A 21,356-nucleotide genomic window follows, 5' to 3' on the forward strand; every position below is an offset into this window, starting at 1 on the left:
CCCCACGCCAGATCCGGAAGGGCCAGCAGCACGGTCAGCACGGCCGCCGTGGCCCAGGCGCCGGCCCGGCCGCCGAATCGCCCGCGCAACGTGCCGACACCTGCCGCGGCAGCCAGCGCGTACAGCGGCGCCGCCCATGCCACCCACTTCTGGGTGTCGCGCAGCAGACCCGCGCCCGGCACGTGCACCATCGCCCACGCTCCGGCCCGCAACCCCGTCCCCGTCGCCGCGAGGGCCGGACCGAGCACCGCGACCGCCGCCAGCGCCGTCAGCACCCCGAGCACCGGGTTGCGCCGGCGCCGCCACAGCGCCGGCACCCCGCACGCCACCACCAGCAGCAGTGCTGCCGTGCCGACCAGCGCCCACACCGTCGCCCGCGAACCGGGCACCGCATCGGCGTTCCAGATGCCCCCGAGCCCCGCCACGCTGCCGAGGGTGCCCAGCGCGGGCTCGGCGCGCGCCGCGAACGCCCGCACCCCCGCCGGATCCGACCCGTCGCCCGCGCCGCCGGACACGGCCGTCGCCACCAGCCACGGCGCCGCCACCGCAGCCGCCAGCGCCACGGCGCCCGCGAGACGGGGAAGCAGCGGAGACCGCCCGCCCGGGGCGGCCAGCACGGCCAGTGCCGTCACCGACGCCAGCAGCGCACCCGTCGGCGTCAGCCCCGCCGCGCCCAGGCACACCGCCAGCGACGCCCACCCGGAGCGGGCATCCCGTCGCACCGCCACCGACGCCACCACCGTCCACGGCAGCGCCGCGTAGCCCACCAGCAGGCTCCAGTGCCCCTGCAGCAGCCGCTCCGCCACGTACGGGTTCCACACGAACACCGTCGCCGCCACCAGCCGCGCCGCCGGACCGGCCGCCGGCAACAGCACCGCCACCAGGCGGGCACCGCCCCAACCGGCCGCCCACAGGGCGCCGGTGAGCAGCGCCGTCACCACCACGCCGCCGTCCACCACCGAACTCGCCGTCGCCAGCAACACGTCCTGCGGCACCGCCCGCGCCGCCGCGTCGGTCAGCCCCAGCGCCGAATCCGTCAGGAAGGACCGCGGGGTGCTCACCGCGTCGCGCAACAGCAGGTAACCGGGGGAGGTGAGCAGCGGCCCGAGCACCACGACCGCCAAGGCGAGGCTGTAGAGGGCCGGGACAGCGGGACACAGCGACACCGGCCTGGGCATGGCCGCACAATACCCACCCCGCCCCGGCACCCCGGTCCGGATCCGGTGCCTCGTCGCCCGTACCCGGCGGCGTGCAACCATGGTCCGATGCCGCGACCTGAGACGCCGCGCTCGGCCACCGGAACCGCCGTCGCCGGGATGACGATGGTGACCGCCGGGGCCATGACCGCCAACCTGGCCTCCTACCTGCTGCACCTGCCGGCCGCCCAGTGGCTCGGCCCCGCGGGGTACGGCGAGTTCGCCGGTCTGCTGGCCGCCCAGTTGGTGCTGGCCGTGCCGGCGCTCGCCCTGCAGACGGTCGTCGCCCGGGAGACCGTGCTCGGTGCCGGCACCGCGTCCCTGCGCCGTCTCGGGTACCGCTGCGCCGGCCTCGCCGGGTTCGTCGCGCTGGCCGTCGTGCCGCTCGTCGCGTGGGCTCTCGACACCAGCGTCGCCGGTGCCCTCGGCTCGCTCGTCACCGCCCCACTGCTGGTGCTGCTCGCCGCCGAGCAGGGCCTGTTGCAGGGGCGGGGACGGTTCGGCGCGCTCAGCGTCGTGCTCGCCGCGGCGGGCGTGGCGAAGGTCGTGCCCGCCGTCGCGGTGCTCGCCGTCGGCGGCGGGCCGGGAGCGGCGCTGTTCGCCGGGGCGGTCGGCACCGGGTTCGTCGCAGTCGGGGCCGCCGCACTCGTGTCGCGCTCCCCGGCGGGACAGGAGTCCGGTGCCGCCCCGGCGGTCGGCGTGCCCGCGGTGCTGCGCGCCTCCCAGGTGCAGCTGGCGCTGATCGCCCTGACGTCGCTGGACCTGCTGCTCGCCCGCGCCGTGCTCGACCCGGAGGATGCCGGGCTGTACGCGCTCGGTGCCGTCGCGACGAAGGTCGCGTTCTGGCTGCCGCAGGCCGTCGGGGTGGTGTTGTACCCGCGGATGGCCAACCCCGCCCAGTCCGCGGCCGCCGTCCGATCCGCCCTGGCCGTCCTCGTCGGGATCGGCGCGGTCCTCGTCGCCGGCGCGGCGGCGTGTGCACCGCTGGTCCCGCTGCTCGTCGGCGACGCGTACGCCCCCGTGCAGTCGCTGCTGTGGCTGTTCGCGCTGCAGGGCGCGTGCCTGGCGGTACTGCAGGGGGCGCTGCTGTCCGCGATCGCGGGCGAGCGCACCCATCTCGCCGCCGTCGCGTGGGTCGGCCTCGTGGTGGAGGCCGCCCTCATGCTCACCGTCGCGTCCACCACCCGGCAGTTCGTGCTCGTCGCCGTGTCCGTCGCGGCCCTCACCGCCACGGTGGTCTCCGTGCTGGCGGTCCGCGCGGCCCACCCCGCGGGGCCGAATGTGACAGCTGTTCGATCCAACTGACCCCGTGTGACATTCGGTCGCCCGCCTGCGGAACGATCGCGCCCGCGAGAACACCGATGCCCCTCCCCGAACGGATCGGGGAGGGGCATCGGCGCGCGTGCCTACTGCTGCGGCGGTTCCTTGCGCAGGTCGGTGCGCGGGATCTCCTGCGTCTGGTCGGTGGTCCAGTCCCGCTGCTGCGGGGGAGCGTCCGTACGGGGGATCTCCTCGGTGCGGTCGCTGGTCCAGTCGCGCTGCGCCGGCGCGGCGTGGGCCGGGCCGGCGGGGGCGGTCGGGCCACCCGTCGCGGCGACGGGACGGCCGGTGCGGCCGCTGCCGCCGCGCAGGCCGAGCACGATGCCGGCGATCAGGGAGATCAGACCGAGGATGCCGAGGATGATCGGCACGGTGCGACCGAAGAGGTTGAGGGTGTCGATGCCGTTCTTGGCCTGCTCCACCTGGAACTCGATGGTGTCCTCGTTGAACGGCAGGCTCACCTGCAGCACCGTCACCTCGGGACGGTTCGCTTCGCGGGCGTAGTACTGGTACTGCTGCTCCTGGCCCTTGATGACCACGCCGGTCTCCGGCTCGACCCACAGGTCACGAACGTTGGTGTACCACCGGGTCATGGTCACCGGTGTCTCACCGCCCTCGACACCCCACGTCGAGGCGGGCAGGCTCAGCTTGTAGGTCGGCACCGACGGATCGACCGTGGACAGGTCGACCGGCCCGACCTCGTGCCGGAAGTGGTAGACCTTGACGCCGTTGATCTCGGTCTCGTCGATGTAGTCGATCGGGTAGGTCTCGCGCGCGTTCAGATCGAAGTACGGGTACGACTTCTGCTCGGTGCCGAACGGGAAGCGGTACTGCAGGCCGTCGCGGTTCGGGATCTCCGCCGGCGGCGCCGTCGCCGAGGTCTGGATGGTGCTGACCGCGTCCGGGTTCTCCTCCTGGGTGACGGGCATGCCGCTGACCCGGTCCACGGTGACCCGGTCGACGGTGGCGGAGACCAGGCCCGTGTCACCCTGCATGTCCAGGCGACGGACCGTCTGGCCGGCCTGCAGGGTCATGATGTCCGCGTCCGACGGCTCCTCCACGGTGACGAACCGCTGCGCCACGATCGGCACGTCGGTGTCGACCTGCGCCCGCCCCGACAGCAACGCCCGCGCGTTGAGGATGTCGCCGGTGCCCTCGGCGACCGTGGTCACCTCGAGATCCAGCGGCGTCTTGGCGAGCTTGCCGACGGTATAGGTCGGGATCAGTATCGCCGCCACAATAAGGAAGGCGCCCAGGCCCACCAACGCCAATGCCAGTTTCCGGCCCGAGCCCGAACGCTCAGCCATGCTGTGTCTCCTCACTCAACGGTTCCATCGAGTACCCCCACCGGCAGCCGGTCTGCACGGATCGCCTGGCATCCGGCTCGCGAATACCACGTGAGCCCAGACACTAACAGGGCAGTCGCCCGGCGCGCGCCACCGCGCGGACTCGAGATCCCGGCTTCCGCGCCACGACCCCACCGGGCAGACTGTCCTCGATGACCAGCAGCGCCCCGCCCGTCGCCCCGGCTCCCGCGATCTCCGGCTTCCTGCCGGCGCTCGAGGGCATGCGCGGATTCGCCGCCGTCGGTGTCCTGATCACGCACGTGGCGTTCCAGACGGGGGCTGTGCAGGATCCGGTGCTCGGCCGCATCTGGGGCCGGTTCGACCTGGCCGTCGCCCTGTTCTTCGCGCTGTCGGGCTTCCTGCTGTGGCGGCCGCACGCGGCGGCCGCGCGTGGTCTCGGGACCGCGCCGCCCGCCGGGCGTTACCTACTGTCGCGGGCCACCCGCATCCTGCCCGCGTACTGGGTGGTGGTGTGCGTCGTGCTGCTCCTGCTGCCCGGGGCGGGCAGCGGCTGGCGGCTTTGGTTGGCGAACCTGACCCTGGTGCAGGTCTTCGTGCCGCTGAGCCTCACCGAGGGACTGACCCAGATGTGGAGTCTGTCCGTGGAGGTGGCCTTCTATCTGTTGCTGCCGCTGTTCGCCGCGGCGCTCGCCGGGCTGCGCGGCGACCGGGCCCGGTTCCGCGTCCCGCTGCTGCTCGCCGTGAGCGCGCTGTCGCTGGTGTGGGCGTGGCTACCGGTCCCCACCCCGGGCCACATCAACCACGACAACTGGCTGCCGGGTTATCTGCCGTGGTTCGGCGCCGGCATGCTGCTCGCCGAACTCGTGTCGGGCGAACGGACCTGGGTGCACCGGCTCGCCTCCCGCCGGGTGCTCATGGCGGCGATCGCCGTGGCCGCATTCGGATTGTCCACCACGTCCCTCGGTGGGCCGGAGGGGCTCGTGACGCTCGATCCGTGGCAGTACAACGGCAAGATCCTCCTCGGCGCGCTGATGAGCTTCGCGTTGCTGGCGCCGCTCGTCCTCGCGCCGCGCGCCGAGCACCGCATCCTGGCGAGCGGGCCGGCGCTGACCGTGGGCCGATGGTCGTACGGCATCTTCATCTGGCACCTGGCCGTGCTGTCCATCGTCTTCCCGGTCTTCGGACTCATCCCGTTCCAGGGCGACTTCTGGTTCGTGCTCGCGGTCACGCTGGTGCTGAGCATTGCCGTCGCGTCGGTCAGCTACGCGCTCGTCGAGGAGCCGGTGCGCCGGGAGGTCAGGCGCCGCCAGCGCCGCGTCGCCTCCACCGCAGAACGCGTCGCAGACTCCGCCGCGCCCTGAGCGAGACCGGCAGCGCCGCGAGCCCCAGCGCGACGAGCCCGCACAGCGCGGCGAACTGGATCGCGAACGAGTGCCCGACGTAGCCGCCCGGTGCGCGCCACGGCCCGGTGGACAGCAGCGCCATCGCGAGCATCGTCGCGACCCCGGTCACGACGACGAGCGTGCGGGCGGCGACGTCGCGGCCCCAGCGCGCGCCCACCGCCACGATCGCCACCGCCGCGACGATCGTCGTCGTCGCGCCCACCGCACCGGCCGCGAGGGTCGCGACGGCCAGCACGCCGGCGAAGCCGACGGTGGTACTGCCCCAGACCCCGGGTGCCGGCCCCGGGTCGGCGACGGGCCTCCGGCGCGGCCACGCCGCGAGCGCGAACAGCGGCAGCAGCAGGAGCAGACCGCCGAAGATGCCGAGGCGGTACCAGCGGTCGGTGGCGAACTCGAGCGTCACGGTGCCACCGACCCCGGCGGGCACGACCCAGCCCTGCTGCCAGCCGTCGACCACCACGGGCGTCAGTTCGGTGCCGTCCGCGGCCGTGGCGACCCAGCCGACGTTGGTGCTCTCCGGCACGACGACGATCCGCTCCCGCTCGGCTGCGGGCACCTCGAGCTCGCGCAGGTTCTCCGTCCAGGTGCCGACGGCGAGCTCGGTGGGTTCGGGCGACGGCGGGCTCACGGCGCCGGGCACCGGCAGCCGCAGCGTCCCGACGGTGAACGCCTGGCCGGGGTCCGTCTCGACGTCGACGTGCCCGGCGGGCAGCGGCGCGACGGTCTCGTCGCACAGGGTGGCGGGCACCTCGACCCCCGCGGCGAGGTCCGCGACGGTCGCGGTGACCGACGTCCGGTAGGTGCGGCCGTCGACGGTCAGCACGGGCCCGGCGTCGCACCCGACGGTGACCTGCCGCTCGTACACCGGGTCCTGCGGGCCGATCGGCCCGTCCGGGCCGAGCACGGTCACCTCCGCCAGCCCCGGCGGGCCGACCTTGGCGAAGCCGAGCACGGTCTGGTCCAGCACGTCGTCCCAGCCGACCAGGCTGAGCACCACCCGGTCCGTCACGTGAGGTTCGAGATCGACTGTCGCCGTTGATGATTCGACGTCGCGCACCTGCGGGCCGTTGCCGAGGTCGACGGCGATGCGGGTCGGCCGCGCCGGCAGCGGTCCCGGGCTCGACGCCACCTCGAGGCCCGTGACCAGCTGCGGGGACGGCAGGTCGAGCGTGAGGGTCGGTCGCGGTGCCCCGGGGCGCACCGCCTCCTCCGATGCCGTCCACGTCGTCCGCGGATCACCGTCGGTGGCGGCGAACGCGGAGCCCTGCAGGTCCACGACGTCGGCGGCACCGCGGGCGACCACCCGGTCCGGCAGCGCGGCGACCTCGGCGAGTGCCGGGCCGGGCCGTCCCCGCACCCACGGCTGCGGCGCCACCGACGTCGCCTCGGGCACCGACAGGGTGCGGGTGAAGACGTTCGGCTCCTCGGGGGCGACGGCCAGACCCCGCGCGCACCGCACCCGGTCGGGGGTGTCGACGCAACCGCCGCGGCCGGGCAGTTCCTGGCCGAGGTTCCAGCCCCGCACGGCGGCCCCGGCGGCGACGTCCGGCAGCACGATCCGCTGCCGGATGTCGACGGGCCGGGGGTTGTCCCGGTCGGTGAAGTCGTCCACCGCCACCTCGGTCAGCCCGAATTGGTTGCCCACGGAACCGTCCTCGGTGCGGGTGGAGGTGATCCGGATCCAGGTCGTCCGTCCGAGCGGCAGCGCCACCGTCTGTTCCCGGCCGGGCTTCTCGATGCGCACGGCGGTGCTGCCGCGGTCGGTGGTCACCTCGAGCCATTTCACCGGGGTGCCGAGCGCGCCGGGGCTGGTGCTCAGCCGGAGCAGCCCCGCCTCGATGGGCCGGTCGAGGTCGAGCTGCAGCCATTGCCCGACCGCGGACTCGAGGCCGTTGCTGTGCCAGCCGGTGGTCGGGTCGCCGTCGACGGTGGCCGCCGGCCCGCTGCCGACGGAGGTGCCGCCGAGTTGGGTGGCGTCCGACGCGGAGCTGGACACGCTGATCCGCGCGCCCTCCCACTCGGCGCGCACGAGGTCGGTGTCCGGCACCGGGTAGTCCGGCACGAGGTTGTAGGTGCGCCGCGGGTCGCCGGCGGCGCGGATCGCCGAGCTGTGGTGGTCGACCTGGCCGTAGTCGGTCTCCCGGTCGGTGGGGGTGTCGGTGACGACGACGTCGTCGACGGGCAGGCCGGCCCGGCTCGCGTCGGCCGTGAGCAGCGCGGGGCCGGTGTTCCGCGGCTCGGCGTCGTCGAGCCGCAGCAGAGCCTCGGGGCCGCCCTGCACGCGGGGAACGGTGGCCGCGTCCACGGCGTACGGGCCGACCGGTGCGCCGGGCACGTCCACACGGTAGATCTCGATCGCCGGGTATGCCGGTCGCAGGTCCGAGTCGGCGGTGAAGCCCTCCTCGAAGTCCCGGGTGATCTCGTTGCCGAACTCGGCGACCCGCACGAGCCCGGGCGAGCCCTCGATCGCGCGGTGCACGAGCACCGGCCGCGCCGACGGCGACGTCTCCGGGTCGAGGTCGTTGCGGATCACCACGTAGCCGATGCCCTGGCCGCGCAGCGTCGCCGCCAGGCCTGGGGTGGGCCGGCCGGCGGCGATGTGCCGCTGCACCGCGTCCAGAGCCCGGATCGCGCCGGGCGGCACGAGCGGCACGGCGTCGCGGGAGGCCCACGGCGTCGATGCGAGCGGCTGGATCGGCTCGTCGCGGGTCAGGCCCCAGATCTGGCTGCCGAACGGGGCGCCCGGCACGATCAGCGCGCGTTCCCCGCGGGCCGAGGTGTGCTCGTCGAGCCACGCGGCGGTCTCGTGCCAGTATCCGGGCACCGCGTCGTAGGCGCCGCGCGGGGCGAGCCGGCCGGTCCACGCGAGCGACGTCGCGAGGGTCAGCGCCACGAGGATCAGCGTGGTGAACGCGACCATGGGCTGGCGTTCGGGGTGGGCGAACGCGGTCCGGGCCTGCCGCCACGGCACCGCGCCGGGCAGCGGCACCCGGCGCAGCAGGTGCGCGAGCCCGAGCACGAGCGGCAACCGCACCAGCGGCTCGAGCTTGTGCACGTTGCGCAGCGGGGCGCCGGCCGAATCCAGGAAGGATCGCACCTGCTCGGCGATCGGCGAGCCGAGTTCACCGACGTACCCGGCGGCCAGCCCGGCGATGCCGGCGAACAGGATCAGCGTCCACCGCCCCCGGGCGGGCATCGACCGCATCGCCAGCCCCGCGAGGCCCGCGGCGGCGAGCAGGCCGGTGACGAGGACCGCCGCGGGCTGGGTGACGAGCACCGCGCCGGCGATGCGCTCGGGGGAGACGAACGGCGTCCAGCTGCCGGTGCCGCGCAGCACCTCCGCCAGCGACGTCCACTGGGTGGTCACCCCGGACGATTCGATGTAGTCCAGGAACGGGGGACTGACCCGGCCGAGCAGCAGCAGCGGCACGACCCACCACAGCACCGCGACGACGCAGCTCGGGATCCACCACAGCGTGAAGCGCCACCACCGCCGATTCGGGCGGTGCGCGATCCACCACAGCCCGGCGACGAGGCACGCGGCGACGGTGGCGACGGCGTTGATCGCGCCCATGAGGGCCACCGCGACGGCGGACTGCGCGGCGAGCTGCGGTGCTCGCCGCCGGTGCGAGAGCGCTCGGTCGCCGTCGAGGTAGCGCACGAGTGGCAGCAGCACCCACGGCGCCAGCATCATCGGCAGCGTCTCCGACGAGATGGATCCGAGGGTGGTCAGCACGCGGGGGGAGAGTGCGAACGCCGCCGCGGCGATCAGCCGGGAACCACGGTTGCCGACACCGAGCGCCTCGGCGAGCCGCACCACGCCCCAGAACCCGGCGAGCAGCAGCAGCGCCCACCACACCCGTTGAGTGATCCACGGGGGGACGTGCAGGAGCTGGCCGACGGCGAAGAAGGAGCCGTGCGGGAAGAAGTAGCCGTACGCCTGGTTCTGTACCTGGCCGAGCGGGGCGAGGCTGCTCCACTGGTGGGCGGCGCGGGTGAGGAACCCGAGGGGGTTCTGGGTCAGGTCGTACTTGGTGTCGGCGACGATCAGGCCGGGGGCCTGCGCGAACGCCAACAGCAGCGACACCACGGCGGCCCCGTACAACCACCGCCTGGAGAGGGGGTCGGCGGACGGCGCCCCACCGGGGTGGGGCACCGCGCCGTGGGAAGTGCGTGAACTCGTCGCGTGGACGGCGCCGTCAGCGGCTGCCGTACTCAACCTGGTTCAAGAGGGAGGAATCGGCGTTGCCGCTGCGGTCGACCTCCGGGCGGGTGTTCTCCTGAACCGCCGCCGTGACCCCGAACACCGCCACGGCGCCGAGGACGGCGCCGATCGCCGCGCTGACCAGGCCCGGGCCCAGGAACTTCGCCATACCCATCTCCCCATCGTCCGTCGTCGGCTTCCGTGTGCAGCCGACATTCCTCATGCGCGACGGTGCCGGAACCCGTCCGGCGTCGTTGCGCTCCGCGTCAAGGTATCACCCGCACGGGTGCAACTGTGGCCTGCTCCACTCGCGGCGGCCTAGAGGCCGAGCACACCGAGCAGTGTGCGCAGCTTCGCGGTGGTCTCGTCGAGTTCGGCCTGCGGATCGGACGCCGCGACGATGCCCCCGCCACCCCACGCGAGGGCCCGCCTGCCGTCGGCGCTGAGCTCGGCGCAGCGGATCGCCACCAGCCAGTCCCCGTCGCCGTCCCCGTCGCACCACCCCACGGCGCCGCCGTAGAAGCGACGGTCGCCCTCCGTGCTGCGGATCGCCGCGAGCGCGGCCTCGGTGGGCGTGCCCGCCACGGCCGGAGTCGGGTGCAGTGCCGCGGCCAGCGTCAGGGCGTCCGTCCCGGGATCGCGCAGGGTGGCGGTGATCGGGCTGGCCAGGTGCCACACGTCGCTCGTGGCGGTCAGCACGGGCGTGCCCGGGATCTCCAGATCGCTGCACAGCGGGGTCAAGCGCGAACGGATCCACTCGATGACGAACGCGTGCTCGGCGAGGTTCTTCGCCGAGGCGAGCAGCTGCCGGCCCGCCTCACGGTCGGCGGCGGGGTCGGCGCAGCGGGCGGCGGTGCCCGCGAGCGGACGGCACGTGACGGCGTCGCCGCGGCGGCTGACCAGCAGTTCGGGCGTCGCGCCGACCAGGGTGTGGCCGCGGTACCGCTCACCGGCGGCGCTCAGATCCGCTGCGTAGACGTGGGCGGTGGGGTGGCGCTCGGCCATCCGGGCCGCGAGGGCGAGCGGGTCGACGGGCGTTTCGGAGACGAGCGTGACCGAGCGTGCGGCGACGACCTTGTCGAGTTCGCCGCGGCCGAGCCGGTCGCGCAGCGCCGCGACCCGCGCGACGTGCTGCTGCGGCGCCGGGGTCTGCGCGGCGAGCCGCACCGCCGGCAGGGCGGGCAGGGCGTCCGGCGGCTGCCACGCCGCGTCGGTCACGTCGGCGGTATCCGGCTGGGTCAACGCGGCGGGGCGCTCGGGATCGAAGGGCAGCGCGCCCACGATCAGGTCGGCCTCGCCGCGGCGCAATGCGAGGGAGGCCTCGGCGACGTCGGTGAACCGGCGGCGCGTCCCGGTGGTGTGCACGGTGCGATCGGCGCGGGAGAGCAGGAAACCGTCCATGGTGGGTCGACGATATCCCCGCCCGCGCCCGGGACGCGCCGCGGCTAGCGTCCCGGCGGGACGATCAGCACGGGCCGATGGCTGTGGCGCAGCACGTGGTCGGCCACCGACGACTGCAGCAGCGAGCGCAGGCCCGTGGTGCCGCGGGTACCGGAGACGATGATGTCGACGTTCAGCTCGTCGGCGGCCTCGACGATCGCGGTCCACACGGCACTGACCACCTCGAGGGTGCGGCCCTCCGCGTCGAGGCCGACGGAGCGGGCCAGTTCGAGTCCCTCGGCGTTGATCACCTTCGCGTCGGTGAGGGCCACGTCCTCGGTTTCCTCGTCGGGTACCCACTCCGGCTGCATCACCCCCGACAGCCCGGACATGCGGGCGGCCTGACGGACCATCGGTTCCCAGGCCGTGACGACGACGGCGCGGCACGAGGCGAGGAATCGCCCCGCGTACCGCACGGCCCGCTTGGCGTTCTCGGAGCCGTCGTAGGCGATGAGGATGAGATCTGCGGGCATCACGCGTCCCCTGCTGTCGTGGCGGTCCTTGGGGGGCACTTTACCCGCCGCCACGGGTCGTCGGGGCAGGCACGGCGGTGGTCGGCTACCGTCGGTGGCCATGCGGATCCGTCACACCCTCACCGTCGCGGTCGCGGCTGTCCTCGCCGTCGCCGGGTGCGGGGGACAGGACGCGCCCCGGACCCCGGAGCCCACGGCCGCAGCGACGTCGCAGCCCACGTCGACCGTCGCGCAGTCGCCGTCGCCCGCCCCGATGGCGACCGCGTCGCCCGCACCGTCCTGCGGCGACGAGCTGCTCGCGTCGCTGACGCTGCGGCAGCGGCTCGCCCAGCTGCTCAACGTCGGTGTCACCGGCACCGCCGACGCCCTCGATGCGGTGCGGTCCGAACAGATCGGCGGGATCTTCGTCGGCAGCTGGACCGACGTGTCGATGCTGGCGAACCGGGAGATCCCGCAGGTGGTGGCGGCGAGCCGGCTGCCGCTGATGGTCACCATCGACGAGGAGGGCGGCCGGGTCTCGCGCGTGGGGGCGCTGTTCGGCCCCGATCCGTCGGCGCGGGTGACGGCGCAGACGATGACCGTCGAGGAGACGTACCGGATGGCGCTCGAGCGGGGCCGCGAGCTCCGCGAGCTGGGCGTCACCGTCGACTTCGCGCCGGACGTGGACGTGAGCAGCCAGCCGGACGACTCGGTGATCGGCGACCGCTCCTTCTCCGACGATCCGCAGGTGGTGGTGCAGTACGCCGACGCCTACGCGCGCGGCCTGCGCGACGCGGGAATCCTGCCGGTGCTCAAGCACTTCCCGGGCCACGGCTCGGCCTCGGGCGACTCGCACACCGGTGCGGTCACCGCGCCGCCGCTCGACCAGCTGCAGCAGGTGGACCTGGTGCCGTACCGGGAGCTCGTGGATTCCGGGGTCGCGGTGATGCTCGGGCACCTCGACGTGCCGGGGCTGACCGAGGGACTGCCGGCGAGCATCAGCCCGCAGGCGGTGCAGTTGCTGCGGTCCGGAACCGGTTACGGCGCCCCGCCGTTCGACGGGGTGGTCTTCACCGACGACCTGTCGGGCATGCGGGCGATCACCGACACGTACGACATCACCGAAGCGGTGCAGGCGGCGCTCACCGCCGGGGTGGACCAGGCGTTGTGGCTGACCACCGACGACGTTCCGCGGGTGCTCGACCATCTCGAACAGGCGGTGGCGACGGGAGCGCTGCCGGCCGCGCGGGTGGACGACGCGGTGCGCACCGTGGCGCGCGCCAAGGGCGCGCTGGACTGCTGAATCGGCGTCGGAAACCGGCTCCTTACTCTAGAGTAAGGAGCCGGGAGCATCGGGACTTGGAGGAGACATGGCCGGCGGTACCAAGCGACTGCCTCGCGCGGTGCGGGAACAGCAGATGCTGGACGCCGCCGTGGAGGTCTTCTCCGAGAACGGGTTCCACAATACCTCGATGGACGCCATCGCGGCCCGCGCCCAGATCTCCAAGCCGATGCTCTACCTGTACTACGGCTCGAAGGACGAACTGTTCGCCGCGTGTATCAGCCGGGAAGGGCAGCGGTTCGTCGAGGCCCTGACGCCCGCCGGCGATCCCGGGCTCACGCCGCGCGATCAGCTGCGGGTGGCGCTCGAGTCGTTCCTCGGGTTCGTCGACGCCCACCGCAACTCGTGGATGGTGCTCTACCGTCAGGCGATGTCCCAGCAGGCGTTCGCCGGACAGGTGCGCAGCAGCCGGGACCGGCTCATCGAGCTCACCGCGCACCTGCTCGAGTCGAGCACACGCGATCCGGAGCCGGGAACCGACTTCGCCATCATGGCGGTTGCGCTCGTCGGTGCCGGTGAGGCCGTTGCCGACCGCATCGCCGGCGGCGAGATCGACGTGGAGAAGGCCGCCGATCTGCTCGAGAACCTGGCCTGGCGGGGTCTGGCCGGCAAGAAGCGCACCGACCACCAAGGCTGAGAAGCCCGCTACAGCGATGCCGGCGCGGCCGCCGCGCGACGACCCGCGACGTCGCCCAGCGCGACGGACTCGTCCGCGAGCGCGGCGCGATCGACCGCCGCGCCGGCGGCAACGAGCTGCCGCACGATGCGGATGTCCTTCGGGCGCCCGAGGGCGATCGCCCCGACCAGCCGGTCGCCGCGCAGCGCGAGGGCCGTGAAGTCCCGGCCCTCGATCGACCCGCGCACCACGTAGTCGTCGTCGTGGCGGGACCAGCCGGCGAACTGCAGGTTGTGCCCGTACTGGGTGGACCAGCCCCACGGCACCTCCGCGGCGCCGAGCGGCTGCCCGAGTACGGACTTCGCGGCGGCGATGCCCTGGGCCCGGGCGCTGTTCCAGTTCTCCGTGCGGTGCCGGCCGCCGAGCACCGGGTTGGGCTGCTCGATCACGTCGCCCGCGGCGTACACCCCCGCGACGGAGGTGCGGTAGGCCTCGTCGACGACGATGCCGTCGTCGACGGTCAACCCGGCGGCGCGGGCGAGCGCGGTGTCCGGCACCGAGCCCACCGCGACGAGGGCGGCGCCGGCCGTCCAGGCACGCCCGTCCGCGGCGGTGGCCTGCACCCCGTCGTCGTCGCCGGTGAGGGAGCGCAGCGCCACGCCGGTGTGGACGGGCACGTCGCGTTCGGCGTGCAGGCCGACGTACATCTCGGCGACGGTGGGCGGCACGATGCGGGCGAGCGGCGACGGCGCGCTCTCGAGCACGGTGACCTCGGCTCCCAGTTCCCTTGCGGTGGAGGCGACTTCGCAGCCGATCAGACCGGCGCCGACGACGAGGAGCGAGCGGTGCGTCTCGATCGCAGCCCGCAGCGGGGCGATGTTCTCGGCCGTGCGCAGGCTCAGCACCCGGTCCCCGCCGTCGTGGTCCAGCTGGCGGGCGCGGGCGCCCGTCGCCAGGATCACCGCGTCGTAGTCGAGAATCTCGTTGTCCCACAGCCGGATCCGGCGACGCAGTGGGTCGAGTTCGACGACGCGGGTCTCGGTGCGCAGGTCGATGTCGTGGTCGGCCCAGTAGCCGGCCGGTTCGAGCTGTGCCCGCTCCGCGGTGATGCTGCCGGCGAGCAGGTCCTTCGACAGCACCGGCCGCCGGTAGGGCAGCGCGACCTCCTCGCCGATCAGCACGACGCGCCCGGCGAAGCCCTCCTTGCGCAGGGTCTGTGCGGCGGTCGCGCCGGCCACCCCGGTGCCGACGACGACGACAGTCTCGGTCATGTCCGGCTGACCTCGACCATCTCGAAGTCGGACTTGGCGGCGCCGCAGTCCGGGCAGGACCAGTCGTCGGGGATGTCGTCCCACCGGGTGCCGGGGGCGATGCCGTCCTCCGGCCAGCCCTCGGCCTCGTCGTACTCGAATCCGCACTGTAGGCAACGGAACAGCTTGTAGTCGGTGGTCATATCAGCGTCCTTCGAAGTCGATCTTCTCGCGGACCCCGCAGTCGGGGCAGCACCAGTCGTCGGGAATCGCGTCCCAGGGGGTGCCGGCGGGGAAGCCCTCGCGGGGCGCGCCTACGGTCTCGTCGTAGACGTAGTTGCACACCGGGCACTCGTAGGCGGCCATCACTGCGCCCCGTACTCGGCGAGGACCTTGCCGCGCTTGCTCGGCTGGATGTTGGCGCGGGTGATGTCGCCGTCGTAGTGCTCGACGACGCGGTGGTCCATCACCTTGCGCCACAGCGGCGGGATGTAGGCCAGCCCGATCATGCTCGCATAGCCGCTGGGCAGGTTGGGGGCGCCGTCCATGCTCCGCAGGGTCTGGTAACGGCGGGTCGGGTTCGCGTGGTGATCGCTGTGCCGCTGCAGGTGGTACAGGAAGATGTTGGTGACGATGTGGTCGGAGTTCCAGCTGTGTGCGGGGGTGCAGCGCTCGTACCGGCCGGTGGCGGTCTTCTGCCGCAGCAGCCCGTAGTGCTCGAGGTAGTTCACCGTCTCGAGCAGGGAGAAGCCGTAGACGGCCTGCAGGATCAGGAACGGGATGATCACCGGGCCGAACACCGCGACGAGCACTCCGAACAGGACCACCGACATCGCCCACGCGTTGAGGACGTCGTTACGCAGGGTCCACGGGCTCTTGCCGAGACGCTGCAGGCGGGCCTTCTCGAGCTCCCACGAGGACTTCAGGCTGCCCCACACGCTGCGCGGCAGGAACGTCCAGAACGATTCGCCGAAGCGGGCCGAGGCCGGGTCCTCCGGGGTCGACACCCGCACGTGGTGGCCGCGGTTGTGCTCGATGTAGAAGTGGCCGTAAAAGGTCTGGGCCAGGGTGATCTTCGACAGCCACCGTTCGAGGTCGTCCTTCTTGTGGCCGAGCTCGTGGGCGGTGTTGATCCCGACGCCACCCATCATGCCGACGCTGAACGCCAGGCCGATCTTCGAGATCAGCCCCAGGCCGCCGTCGATCCCCAGCCAGGACAGGTTCCCGGTCGACCACAGGTAGCAGGCGAAGACGAGGCTGGCCAGCTGGAACGGGATGTAGGCGTAGGTGCAGTACCGGTAGTACCTGTCGTTCTCGAGCATCTCCATCACCTCGTCCGGCGGGTTCTGCCCGTCGGGGCCGAAGAACCGGTCGAGGATCGGCAGCAGCACGTACACCAGCAGGGGACCGATCCACCACCACATCGGCGAGACCGCGGTCCAGCCGAGTTGGTTGAATCCCCAGACCAGTGTGGTCGCGAGGAAGATCGCCGTGGGCGGGATCAGCCCCATGAGCCACAGATACCGCTTGCGATCGCGCCACTGTTCCACCGGCGTCTGCGCATACCGCCCGATGTCCGACGTCGTCACCGTTCGACCTCCCAGTCCCGTGAAGCGTCCAGTTCGAGGAGCCGGTATGAGCCAGCTCACTGTGATGTGGACAGTACATGATATTGGGTCTGAGCGGTAGACAAAAACTCATATTTTGTAAACCCGCGGGGTCGGAGTGGCCCTCCGGCTCCGCCGTCTCCTTTACAAGCGGGCGTCGCCCGGCTAATCTACAACCAAATGGTTGTAGATCGGATTCGTGAAGACGCGGTGGACGAGCTGTTCCACGCCCTGGCGGACGCCACCCGGCGGGACATCCTGCAGCGCTGCACGCGGGGCGCGGCGTCGGTGTCGCGACTGGCCGAGGCCTATCCCATGAGCTTTGCGGCGGTGCAGAAGCACGTGGCGGTGCTCGAACGGGCCGGCCTCGTCAGGAAGGAACGTCGCGGACGGGAGCAACTCGTGCACACCGACCCGGACGCGATCGACACGGCCCGGCGGGTGCTCGACCAGCTCGAGGGCGCCTGGCGCGGACGAGTGGATCGGATGTCCACCCTGCTCACCGAGGAACCGGATCCGGCCCGGAACGACCCGAGGAAAGGACGACAACGATGAGTGTGACCAGCGTCGAGAAGGACTTCGACACCCTGACCCTGACCCTGATCGCCGACTTCCCCGCACCGCTCGAACGGGTGTGGCAGTTGTGGGCCGACCCCCGGCAGCTGGAGCGGTGGTGGGGACCGCCGACCCACCCGGCGACCGTCGAGCAGCACGATCTGGTCCCGGGTGGCGCCGTCACGTACTTCATGACCGGTCCCGAGGGGGACAAGTACCGAGGCTGGTGGAACGTCACAGCGGTCGAGTCGCCCGAGTCCCTGGAATTCACCGACGGGTTCGCCGACGAGGACGGGACCCCGAACCTCGAGATGCCGACCACCACGGTGCAGATGCAGCTCGTCGAGCACGACAGCGGCACCCGGATGCAGATTCGTTCCGCGTTCGCGTCCCGGGAGCAGATGGAACAACTGGCCGGCATGGGCATGGAAGAAGGCCTGCGGCTTGCCGTCGGCCAGATGGACGCTCTGCTCGCCGGCTGAGCCGCCGGGGCACGCCGCCGCCGTGACCGAGCGAATGTATCGTTGATCTCCTCAGTCCGACTCGACGATACATTCGCTCGGAGCGATTGCGGCGCAGCCGCTCTCAGCGCAGGGTCGCGGTGAGGTGCGGATAGCCCTTCTTCGGGTGGCGCAGCGCCAGGTCCCAGCCGTCGGCGGCGCGCGCGGCGTACAGGTTCACGGTCGCGGGCAACAGGACCGGCTTGCCGAACCGGACCGAGTACGTCGCGTGCGACGGGATGCGGCCCTCCACGGCCCGCAGCGCCGCGGCCGCGCTCCACATGCCGTGCGCGATGGGCTTGGGGAACCCGAACGCCTTGGCGCCGAGCCGGGAGACGTGGATCGGGTTGCGGTCACCCGAGACCGATGCGTAGCGGTCGATCGTCTTCTGGTCCACCCGCAGCGTCGACGTCGGCACCGGGGGGATCTCCTCGGCGCTCGGTTCGGGCTTCGGCTGATCCGACAGCGAGGTGCGCTGCTGGTGCAGGAACGACGACGTCTGCCGCCACACCAGCTCCCGGCCGACGCTGATCTCGCTCACCAGGTCGACGAGCAGGCCCTTGCGGTGCTCCCGAAGGTTCTCGGCATGCACCTTCAGATCCAGCGGCTCGGTCACGGACACGGGCCGCAACTGCTCGATCACGTTCTCGGCGTGGACGGAACCGACGGCGGCGAAAGGAAAGCCCTTCGACACCATCAGCTTCATCACGACGGGGAACGTCAGCGTGAACGGGTAGGTCAGCGGCAGCGTGTCGCCGAAGCGCAGCCCGCATACCTTCGTGTACTCGGCCAGGTTGTCCGGGTCGACGCGCAGGCCGCGCAGCACGAGGGTGTCGTCGGGCAGGCGGTCGCCCGAGGCGCCCACGACGGGCAGCGCCGACAGCACCGCCCGCGCGTAGACGTCGAGAGTCGAAGGGCGCGAGGAGAGTTCGACGACAGCCATCACGCCCCCAGCATGGACTGGCCGCACACGCGCACGACCTGGCCGGTGACCGCGCTCGACGCGGGGTTGGCGAACCAGGCGACGGTCTCGGCGACATCGACGGTCTGCCCGCCCTGCTGCAGCGAACTCATGAGGCGACCGGCCTCGCGGGTGGCCACCGGAATCGCTGCGGTCATGGCCGTCTCGATGAAGCCGGGTGCGACGGCGTTGATGGTGATGTTCTTCTCGGCCAGCACGGGCGCGGTGGCCTGCACCATGCCGATGACACCCGCCTTGGACGCGCCGTAGTTGGTCTGGCCGCGGTTGCCGGCGATGCCGGCGATCGACGACACGTCGACCACGCGGCCGCCCTCCTTCAACGCGCCCTTCTCGACCAGCTTCTCGGTGATCTTCTGGGGGGCGAGCAGATTCACGGCCATCACGGCGTTCCACCGCGCGGCGTCCATGTTGGCGAGCAGCTTGTCGCGGGTGATGCCGGCGTTGTGGACGATGATGTCGGCACCGCCGTGCCGCTCGAGCAGGTACTCGGCGAGCTTGTCGCCCGCGTCGGGGGCGGTGACGTCCAGGGCGAGGGAGACGCCGCCGACCTTGTTCGCGGTCTGCGACAGGGCGTCGCCGGCCGCGGGGATGTCCGCGCAGACGACGTGCGCGCCGTCGCGAGCGAGCACCTCGGCGATCGTGGCGCCGATCCCGCGGGCCGCGCCCGTGACGACGGCGACCTTCCCGGCGAGCGGGCGCTCCCACGACTCGGGCGCCCTCGCGTCGCCGGCGCCGACGCGGATCACCTGACCGGAGACGAATGCGGACTTCGCGGACAGCAGGAAGCGCAGCGTGGACTCGAGGCCCGGCAGGCCGGTGGCGGCGTCGGGGGAGACGTACACCAGCTGGGCCGTCGCACCGCGGCGCAGTTCCTTGCCGACGCTGCGGGTGAAGCCTTCGAGCGCGCGCTGGGCGATGCGCTCGTCCACGGAGGAGGCTTCCTCCGGGGTGGTGCCGAGCACCACGACGCGCCCGCTCGGGCCGAGACCCTTGATCGCGGGCTGGAAGAAGGTGAACAGCTGCTCGAGGCCCGCGACGTCCGTGATGCCGGTGGCGTCGAAGACGAGCGCACCGTACGCGGTGTCGGCAGGATCGGCGAAGGGGTAGTCGGTCAGCAGAGTGCGGATCGGTTCGACGAGGCGGCCGTTGCCCCCGACGAGCAGCGGGCCGGCCAGCGGCGGCTGACCCGGCTCGTACCGGCGCAGCTTCTCCGGCTTCGGCAGGCCGAACTGTTTGGCGAGGAATGCTCCGGGCGCGGACCCGATCAACTGGGCATAGAGGCCGGGGGCGCTCTTGGTTTCAGCCACGATTCCACCTTCTCTGGTTCGGACGTCGGTATTGTCGGGAGGGGCCGACGGTGTGGTGTCGACAACGAACTTACTCGCGAGTAAGAATAGTAGCCAGAGTCTGTATCCACCAGCATCCCGGGAGACGTCAGTGACCACCACCGCTCGTTCCACGCAGCTGCGCCGTGTCGCAATCCTCGGCGGCAACCGGATCCCGTTCGCCCGGTCGGACCGCAAGTACGCCCGCGCGTCGAACCAGGACATGTTCACCGCCACCCTCGACGGGCTGGTGAGCCGGTTCAACCTCCAGGGAGAACGGCTCGGTGCCGTCGTCGGCGGGGCCGTCCTCAAGCACAGCCGCGACTTCAACCTGATCCGCGAGTGCGTACTCGGCAGCGCGCTGAACCCGCACACCCCCGCCTGGGACCTGCAGCAGGCCTGCGGCACCGGCCTGCAGTCGATCGTCTCCGTCGGTGACGCCGTCGCCGCCGGCCGCATCGAGGCCGGCATCGGCGGCGGCGTCGACACCACCTCCGATGCCCCCATCGGCGTCAACAACGAGCTGCGCGAGTTCCTGCTCTCCCTCAACCGGGCCCGCTCGACCGGCGACCGCATCAAGCTGCTCGGCCAGGTCCGGCCGTCGATGCTCGGCGTCGAGATCCCCCGCAACGGCGAGTCCCGCACCGGTCTGTCGATGGGCGAGCACGCGGCGATCACCACCAAGGAATTCGGCATCGCCCGGGAGGCCCAGGACGAGCTGGCCGCGGCGAGCCACCGCAACATGGCCGCCGCCTACGACCGTGGCTTCTTCGACGACCTGGTCACCCCGTTCCTCGGCCTCACCCGCGACGACAACCTGCGCCCGGACTCGACGGTCGAGAAGCTCTCCGGCCTGAAGCCGGTGTTCGGCGTCGAGCTCGGCGGCGCCACCATGACCGCGGGCAATTCGACCCCGCTCACCGACGGTGCGTCGGCAGCGCTGCTGTCGTCGGAGGAGTGGGCCGCGGAGCGCAGGCTGCCCGTGCTCGCCTACCTCGTGGACTCGGAAACCGCGGCCGTCGACTACGTCCACGGTGGCGACGGCCTGCTCATGGCCCCGACCTACGCGATCCCGCGGCTGCTGAAGCGCAACGGCCTGACACTGCAGGACTTCGACTTCTACGAGATCCACGAGGCGTTCGCCTCCGTCGTCCTGGCCACGCTCCAGGCGTTCGAGTCGGAGGAGTACTGCAAGGGCCGGCTCGGTCTGGACGCTCCGCTCGGGTCCATCGACCGCAGCAAGCTCAACGTCAACGGTTCGTCGCTGGCGGCCGGGCACCCGTTCGCCGCGACGGGCGCCCGCATCGTCGCGTCCCTGGCGAAGATGCTGCATGAGAAGCGGCAGGAGACCGGCAAGCCTGTGCGGGGCCTCATCTCCATCTGCGCCGCAGGTGGGCAGGGTGTGACCGCCATCCTCGAGGCCTGAGCCGACCGCGGCGGCCCCGTCCGGAAAAAATCCCGGAAGTCTGTAACGCCCCGGCGGGGCCGCCGATAAACCAGTCGACCTCGCGTTGCTGCCTGACCCCCGACCTGGCGGCAGCGCGAGGTCTTTCGCTTCGCCGCGGGGGCTCGGACCGCCCATCGGCTCGGGGGCGCTGGGACCCGACATTAGGCTGGATACCGAGTGGTGCGCCCGATCCGGGGCGCACCCCGGTGAAAGGACACGGGTGAGCGGCAAGAGCGGGACGAACGACCCCGAGGACGGCCAGGACGAGGTTCGGTCCGCCGTCCCCGAGCCGGAGGCGACGCCCCAGGACGCCGCTGCCGACCGGACGGAGGCCGTCCCCGTCGCGAGCGCCGAGCCCACCCCACCCCCGCAGGCCGTCGCCGGCGACGCGGCCGGCGACGGCCTGCGGG

19 protein-coding genes and 1 pseudogene are annotated in these 21,356 nt (G+C 72.4%); 8 read left to right on the forward strand and 12 right to left on the reverse strand.

Annotated features, from left to right (window positions below):
• Positions 1 to 1,178, reverse strand: a 1,178-nt coding sequence (locus G6038_RS26275) for a hypothetical protein (RefSeq protein WP_165041212.1), incomplete at its 3' end; no start/stop codon positions are given.
• Between the two features lie 87 nt (positions 1,179 to 1,265).
• On the opposite strand from G6038_RS26275, the gene G6038_RS26280 reads away from it, so the two are divergent.
• The gene (locus G6038_RS26280) at positions 1,266 to 2,501 is read left to right on the forward strand and encodes a polysaccharide biosynthesis protein (RefSeq protein WP_165041214.1); all 1,236 of its coding nucleotides are present in this window, start codon (positions 1,266 to 1,268) and stop codon (positions 2,499 to 2,501) included.
• Between the two features lie 101 nt (positions 2,502 to 2,602).
• Here G6038_RS26280 and G6038_RS26285 read toward each other — a convergent pair whose 3' ends face one another.
• A complete protein-coding gene (locus G6038_RS26285; protein WP_165041216.1) occupies positions 2,603 to 3,823 on the reverse strand; it encodes a DUF3068 domain-containing protein in 1,221 nt (406 codons plus the stop codon).
• Between the two features lie 191 nt (positions 3,824 to 4,014).
• On the opposite strand from G6038_RS26285, the gene G6038_RS26290 reads away from it, so the two are divergent.
• Positions 4,015 to 5,184: an acyltransferase gene (locus G6038_RS26290; protein WP_165041218.1), complete on the forward strand. Its 1,170-nt coding sequence runs from the start codon at positions 4,015 to 4,017 to the stop codon at positions 5,182 to 5,184.
• On the opposite strand, the gene G6038_RS26295 is transcribed toward G6038_RS26290, so the two are convergent.
• From G6038_RS26295 to G6038_RS26310, 4 genes are all read right to left on the reverse strand, one after another.
• Positions 5,120 to 9,316 carry an alpha-(1->3)-arabinofuranosyltransferase gene (locus tag G6038_RS26295; RefSeq protein WP_346772926.1) on the reverse strand — a complete coding sequence of 1,399 codons (4,197 nt, stop codon included), beginning with the start codon at positions 9,314 to 9,316 and terminating at the stop codon, positions 5,120 to 5,122. The genes G6038_RS26290 and G6038_RS26295 overlap by 65 nt on opposite strands.
• A gap of 109 nt (positions 9,317 to 9,425) precedes the next feature.
• Positions 9,426 to 9,599 (reverse strand): DUF2613 domain-containing protein, encoded by a 174-nt coding sequence (locus tag G6038_RS26300; protein ID WP_006940271.1) that lies wholly within the window; start codon positions 9,597 to 9,599, stop codon positions 9,426 to 9,428.
• A 149-nt stretch (positions 9,600 to 9,748) separates the two neighbouring features.
• Positions 9,749 to 10,831, reverse strand: coding sequence for an isochorismate synthase (locus G6038_RS26305; protein WP_165041222.1), 1,083 nt, complete (start codon positions 10,829 to 10,831; stop codon positions 9,749 to 9,751).
• 44 nt (positions 10,832 to 10,875) lie between these two features.
• The gene (locus G6038_RS26310; RefSeq protein ID WP_165041224.1) at positions 10,876 to 11,343 is read right to left on the reverse strand and encodes a universal stress protein; all 468 of its coding nucleotides are present in this window, start codon (positions 11,341 to 11,343) and stop codon (positions 10,876 to 10,878) included.
• Positions 11,344 to 11,443: 100 nt separating this feature from the next.
• Between G6038_RS26310 and G6038_RS26315 the strand changes: the two genes are divergently transcribed.
• Both G6038_RS26315 and G6038_RS26320 read left to right on the forward strand, forming a co-directional pair.
• Positions 11,444 to 12,625, forward strand: a complete 1,182-nt coding sequence (locus tag G6038_RS26315) for a glycoside hydrolase family 3 N-terminal domain-containing protein (protein WP_165041226.1) — start codon at positions 11,444 to 11,446, stop codon at positions 12,623 to 12,625.
• Positions 12,626 to 12,692: 67 nt separating this feature from the next.
• Positions 12,693 to 13,301, forward strand: a complete 609-nt coding sequence (locus G6038_RS26320) for a TetR/AcrR family transcriptional regulator (RefSeq protein ID WP_006940279.1) — start codon at positions 12,693 to 12,695, stop codon at positions 13,299 to 13,301.
• Positions 13,302 to 13,309: 8 nt separating this feature from the next.
• Here G6038_RS26320 and G6038_RS26325 read toward each other — a convergent pair whose 3' ends face one another.
• Genes G6038_RS26325 through G6038_RS26340 form a run of 4 tightly spaced genes read right to left on the reverse strand, consistent with a single transcriptional unit; the run spans position 13,310 to position 16,119 of the window.
• Positions 13,310 to 14,551 carry an FAD-dependent oxidoreductase gene (locus G6038_RS26325; RefSeq protein ID WP_165041228.1) on the reverse strand — a complete coding sequence of 414 codons (1,242 nt, stop codon included), beginning with the start codon at positions 14,549 to 14,551 and terminating at the stop codon, positions 13,310 to 13,312.
• Positions 14,548 to 14,733, reverse strand: coding sequence for a rubredoxin (locus G6038_RS26330; protein WP_165041230.1), 186 nt, complete (start codon positions 14,731 to 14,733; stop codon positions 14,548 to 14,550). Before G6038_RS26330 ends, G6038_RS26325 begins: the two co-directional genes overlap by 4 nt.
• Before the next feature lies 1 nt (position 14,734).
• Entirely contained in the window at positions 14,735 to 14,896 is a 162-nt protein-coding gene (locus tag G6038_RS26335; protein ID WP_165041231.1) for a rubredoxin, read from the reverse strand.
• Positions 14,896 to 16,119: an alkane 1-monooxygenase gene (locus G6038_RS26340; protein WP_165041233.1), complete on the reverse strand. Its 1,224-nt coding sequence runs from the start codon at positions 16,117 to 16,119 to the stop codon at positions 14,896 to 14,898. Before G6038_RS26340 ends, G6038_RS26335 begins: the two co-directional genes overlap by 1 nt.
• A 198-nt stretch (positions 16,120 to 16,317) precedes the next feature.
• On the opposite strand from G6038_RS26340, the gene G6038_RS26345 reads away from it, so the two are divergent.
• A complete protein-coding gene (locus G6038_RS26345; protein ID WP_165041235.1) occupies positions 16,318 to 16,692 on the forward strand; it encodes a metalloregulator ArsR/SmtB family transcription factor in 375 nt (124 codons plus the stop codon).
• The gene (locus G6038_RS26350; RefSeq protein ID WP_165041237.1) at positions 16,689 to 17,174 is read left to right on the forward strand and encodes an SRPBCC domain-containing protein; all 486 of its coding nucleotides are present in this window, start codon (positions 16,689 to 16,691) and stop codon (positions 17,172 to 17,174) included. Before G6038_RS26345 ends, G6038_RS26350 begins: the two co-directional genes overlap by 4 nt.
• 103 nt (positions 17,175 to 17,277) lie before the next feature.
• Here the strand turns inward: G6038_RS26350 and G6038_RS26355 are convergent, their stop codons facing one another.
• Both G6038_RS26355 and G6038_RS26360 read right to left on the reverse strand, forming a co-directional pair.
• The gene (locus G6038_RS26355; RefSeq protein WP_165041243.1) at positions 17,278 to 18,135 is read right to left on the reverse strand and encodes a MaoC/PaaZ C-terminal domain-containing protein; all 858 of its coding nucleotides are present in this window, start codon (positions 18,133 to 18,135) and stop codon (positions 17,278 to 17,280) included.
• Positions 18,135 to 19,481, reverse strand: coding sequence for a 3-oxoacyl-ACP reductase (locus G6038_RS26360; protein ID WP_165041239.1), 1,347 nt, complete (start codon positions 19,479 to 19,481; stop codon positions 18,135 to 18,137). The genes G6038_RS26355 and G6038_RS26360 overlap by 1 nt, the downstream gene beginning before the upstream one ends.
• A gap of 130 nt (positions 19,482 to 19,611) precedes the next feature.
• On the opposite strand from G6038_RS26360, the gene G6038_RS26365 reads away from it, so the two are divergent.
• Together G6038_RS26365 and G6038_RS26370 are read left to right on the forward strand one after the other, a co-directional pair.
• Positions 19,612 to 20,925 carry an acetyl-CoA C-acetyltransferase gene (locus tag G6038_RS26365; protein ID WP_165041241.1) on the forward strand — a complete coding sequence of 438 codons (1,314 nt, stop codon included), beginning with the start codon at positions 19,612 to 19,614 and terminating at the stop codon, positions 20,923 to 20,925.
• A gap of 241 nt (positions 20,926 to 21,166) precedes the next feature.
• A pseudogene (locus G6038_RS26370) lies at positions 21,167 to 21,356 on the forward strand (hypothetical protein); the annotation flags it as partial.

It is taken from the genome of Rhodococcus sp. 14C212 (genome assembly GCF_011058195.1).
GTDB lineage: Bacteria > Actinomycetota > Actinomycetes > Mycobacteriales > Mycobacteriaceae > Rhodococcus > Rhodococcus aetherivorans.